This window comes from Chitinimonas sp. BJB300 (assembly GCF_002735695.1).
Classification (GTDB): Bacteria; Pseudomonadota; Gammaproteobacteria; order Burkholderiales; family Chitinimonadaceae; genus Chitinimonas.
The window spans coordinates 1-3,022 of sequence record NZ_PDZH01000239.1; the positions used below are offsets into that span (position 1 = coordinate 1).

Genomic DNA, 3,022 nt, shown 5'->3' on the forward strand with positions numbered 1-3,022 from the left:
TCCAGTAATCGCCACCTGGCTGGTTGTTGACCCGCACTGTGAGGGTGTAGCGCTTGCCATTGACGTCGACAATGTCACCCTGCTTGTATTTGCCACTGCGGTCGTACTTACTGATGGTACCCGTACCACCATTGCCAGCACCCCCACCGTTCTTGTCTTTCAGTACAGTTAGTTTAAAGGAAGCCGTAGCTTCTTTGCCGTTGGCGGCAATAACACGCACCTTAACGTTGGCTGTACCGACGGCGCCCCTAACCGGTGTGACACGAACGGTACGTTGGTTGCTTTGGCCTGCTTGAATATCGATGCCGTTATACGCAATCACACGTGTGTTGTCTGAATCAGGGTAGAAACGAACCCCCGCCAGGTCGGCACCAGCCAGATCCAAGGTCAGGTTACCGCTACCATTTTCATCAATGGTTAATAGCTGAGCGCTGAATGTGGCGTTGAGCGTTACTTGGCCCGCATCGCCAGGGTAGAAATGCTGTATTGAGGCTACGTCACTTGGGCTCAGGTCCTTACGCTGTCCCAACCTTACAGGGTCAATATCGCTTCTGAGCGGAACAATCGTTGGTAGGCCATTTTTAGAATTAGCCTTAGAGGCGTAGTGCATAATCGAGTCGTAGTCATAACCACCTACAGAGTCCACCTCGTCAGAACGTCGTTTTATGTATTGGTCCAGGTGATCGACCTTAATGTTTTCGTCGTGTACCTGGATATAGGCGTCACGATCCGGGCGCATGTGTTCGTGTTGCCAGCCCAATGCATGCATTATTTCGTGTGCAACAACGCCTGGCTGTTCACAGTAATCACCATCGATAGATATCTCTTGCATACCCCCAATCATGCCAAAGTTTGAATAACAACCTTCGCCACGGTCACGGAAGAAGCGTACATAGTTAGGTTCGTTGGTCCGCTGGACAAAACGTACGGCCGTTTTGTCCGAAATCAGCTTCATACCGGCCTGAATAGCATCACGCGCTTTTTGCGACAACTGCGCTTCGTAGGAGTAATAAACCGTATTGTTGGGCCACCGGGTAGCTCGAGCGGAATGATTGTCGGCCGCAATCTGCTTGGATTGAATAGCGTTTTGCTTGCTCCAATCACTTACAACGAAGGGCTTAATACCATTGTGTTGAATGTCCTTGTGGTCGCCAATCACTATATCGTCTAAGAGGGCCTTACCATCCGCGTTGCGATAGGTGATCGACTCACCCGTGTTTTGCATCTTGCCGGTAGCCAATTGCGATTTACGAGATGCATTCTGTTCTGAATTGTCTACCACATTGGGTTCGGCCATGACGCCTAGGGCGGTTACCACCAATAAAGTAAGAATAGAGAATTTAAGTTTCATGATGCCCTTCTATTAAGAAATAGAAATTCATTCAACAAAGTGCATAAACAATGGATGACCTGAGGGTTGTGGAGCAATTACCCGACATGAGTGTATGCACACATAAGTGTGCGCCAATTTATTACTATGACGATGGCATGTCAATGGGCTGACTCACCCCATTGATACCATTACCACCTGGCTTTACCCAGTGTCACCGTCAACGCATTAGCTGAAACGGGTTGTAGGCCAGTTCGATGAAACCGCTGAAGCCCCACTACCGCAAGACAAACTGGCCTGAATACAGCCGCAAGCGGCACGGCGAGCAATTTTCGATTCATACCGCAGGACCGGGTTACATCTCCGCCAGTGGCAAGGTCGACAAGTTATGCGTGCAAGCTACCGGTGTTGGTAAGCTTGAACTTGAAAGCCTGAAAGTTCGTAAGGCAACGATGAGCAACGAGGGGCTGGCGCATGCGTCTCTACGTAACCGAGGTGCTGGAGACATCTTTAACAGGCGTCGGCTCGCTAACCTATTTCGACAAACCAAGTCCGGTTAACAAGTCAGTGGCCTGCATCGGTCAGATTAGAGCGGGCGACTAAGTACCGTGGCGCTTACTCGACCACCTAGTTCAAGATAAGGCGATTACCGCTTTCGGTGGACTCAATGGAATAGTAATGCTGAAACCAGCGCATTCCTTTATCTACGACCATCAAGCACTGTTCGATGGTAATGGGCCGGAACGGTGCGGGCGTTGGCATCAAAGCAGGAACTGACCGCCTCCACAAAACCCGAGGGGGGGGCACATTACCTTTCCTCGCGGGTATGCCATAGCCGAACGATATTTATCGTTTCTCTCAGCAACTCATACCTCACCTCGTAGTGTCCGACCAGGATTCGCCTTACCTCACGCGGATCAAACTGCTCAAGCCTCTCCCCTAGGCGAGGATGCGCGATCAGGCTTTGAGGTGCCGCTGTCAGAGATTGGATGGTGCGCGCTGCTGCCTTCTTATTGGCCGGCGCTAGAAATTGATACAGTCTAGCCAGATCGGATAGTACCCTACTGGTCCACCTGACTTCCATCAGCGCACCGTTGGTAGTGGCAAAGGATTGTCAGTGCCTAGACTTTCGGCCCAAGCTTGCACAGCTAAATGCTCAATGACATTACCCTTGTCCACGTCGGCCAATCCTTCTCGCGTCAGACGATCACGTTCATCTTCCTGATCTAACCACGCTGACAATGCTTGTTTCATGATCCAGCCGCGTGAACGATCAAGGCGCGTCGCCATCTCGTCGATCTTGTCGGCTAAGAGGCGGGGGAGGTGTGCTGTGACCACTTTGGTTTCAGCTTGTGCCATATTTATCTCCTACATCCCTACAGTTTCCTATTTTTTAATCATATTGATTTACGGTGATTAATTCAAGCTATTTTACTGTGCTTAATTGGATGTACCTAACACATTTTTGTTGTTTGTTTAAATGCACCCCGAATTATCAATTGGCACATTTAGCAGCTATGTGATCATTACCTCTATTGGAAAAATGAGTGACGCGGCGTCCATACTCACCCGGCAACTAAGGGTTGATTTATTGGTGTCCGCCCCCAACTGATAGAAATGGACAAAGAAGACGGACGCAAGCTGTCGCGGCAAGAACAGCACGAAAGGCGCAAGCAAGCTGTGAGGCTGCAT

The 3,022-nt window shown here is 50.1% G+C and carries 4 protein-coding genes; 1 reads left to right on the plus strand and 3 read right to left on the minus strand.

Annotated features, from left to right (window positions below; all coding sequences use genetic code 11):
• A partial coding sequence (locus tag CSQ89_RS20685) for a M12 family metallopeptidase (protein WP_143747119.1) occupies positions 1 to 1,351 on the minus strand: 1,351 nt, incomplete at its 3' end.
• A 236-nt stretch (positions 1,352 to 1,587) separates the two neighbouring features.
• Here CSQ89_RS20685 and CSQ89_RS20690 point away from each other — a divergent pair.
• Complete coding sequence (locus tag CSQ89_RS20690) at positions 1,588 to 1,890, plus strand: GIN domain-containing protein (RefSeq protein ID WP_099407877.1); 303 nt, start codon at positions 1,588 to 1,590, stop codon at positions 1,888 to 1,890.
• A 248-nt stretch (positions 1,891 to 2,138) separates the two neighbouring features.
• Here CSQ89_RS20690 and CSQ89_RS20695 read toward each other — a convergent pair whose 3' ends face one another.
• Together CSQ89_RS20695 and CSQ89_RS20700 are read right to left on the minus strand one after the other, a co-directional pair.
• The gene (locus CSQ89_RS20695; protein ID WP_099407878.1) at positions 2,139 to 2,414 is read right to left on the minus strand and encodes a type II toxin-antitoxin system RelE/ParE family toxin; all 276 of its coding nucleotides are present in this window, start codon (positions 2,412 to 2,414) and stop codon (positions 2,139 to 2,141) included.
• Complete coding sequence (locus tag CSQ89_RS20700; protein ID WP_099407879.1) at positions 2,414 to 2,689, minus strand: CopG family ribbon-helix-helix protein; 276 nt, start codon at positions 2,687 to 2,689, stop codon at positions 2,414 to 2,416. The genes CSQ89_RS20695 and CSQ89_RS20700 overlap by 1 nt, the downstream gene beginning before the upstream one ends.
• Positions 2,690 to 3,022: the final 333 nt, after the last annotated feature.